Source organism: Halomonas sp. SCS19 (assembly GCF_040147015.1).
GTDB classification, from domain to species: domain Bacteria; phylum Pseudomonadota; class Gammaproteobacteria; order Pseudomonadales; family Halomonadaceae; genus Halomonas; species Halomonas litopenaei.
The window spans coordinates 1-404 of sequence record NZ_JAMSHN010000008.1 but is presented as its reverse complement, the minus strand read 5'-3'; the positions used below and the strand labels follow the sequence as shown (position 1 = coordinate 404).

Below are 404 nucleotides of genomic sequence, written 5' to 3'. Positions count from 1 at the left end.
CTGCCGGTGCCCTGGCTGGTGTGGTCCTGGGTGCTGCCATCCAGGGTGTAGCTCCAGCTGTACTCGCCGTCAGAGACACTGACGCTCAGGGTGCCGTAGTCGCCTTCGACCGTGCCGCCGCCCGTCACGTTCTGGCCGTTGATCACCAGCGAGGCCAGGCTATCGCCACCGGTGGTGATCGGCAGACTGCCATTGGTGCTCTGGCTATCGTCGCCCGCCGCGCTGCCGCCCGGCAGTCCGGCTTCGCTGACGCTGAACTGACCACCTTCGGCATCGGGCGAATCGTCCGGCACGCTGACGGTGGGCGTGGAGTCCGCCGCCACGGTGACGGTGAACACCGCGTCGCTGGTGTCGCCATCGGCATCGCGAATGGTGTAGTCGATGACCGCATCGCCCTCGAAGCC

Annotated in this window: 1 protein-coding gene; it reads right to left on the bottom strand. The window is 67.6% G+C overall.

What is annotated here, in order from left to right:
- Positions 1 to 404 (bottom strand): hypothetical protein (locus tag NFH97_RS21145; RefSeq protein WP_349625587.1); only part of this gene is annotated, 404 nt, incomplete at both ends.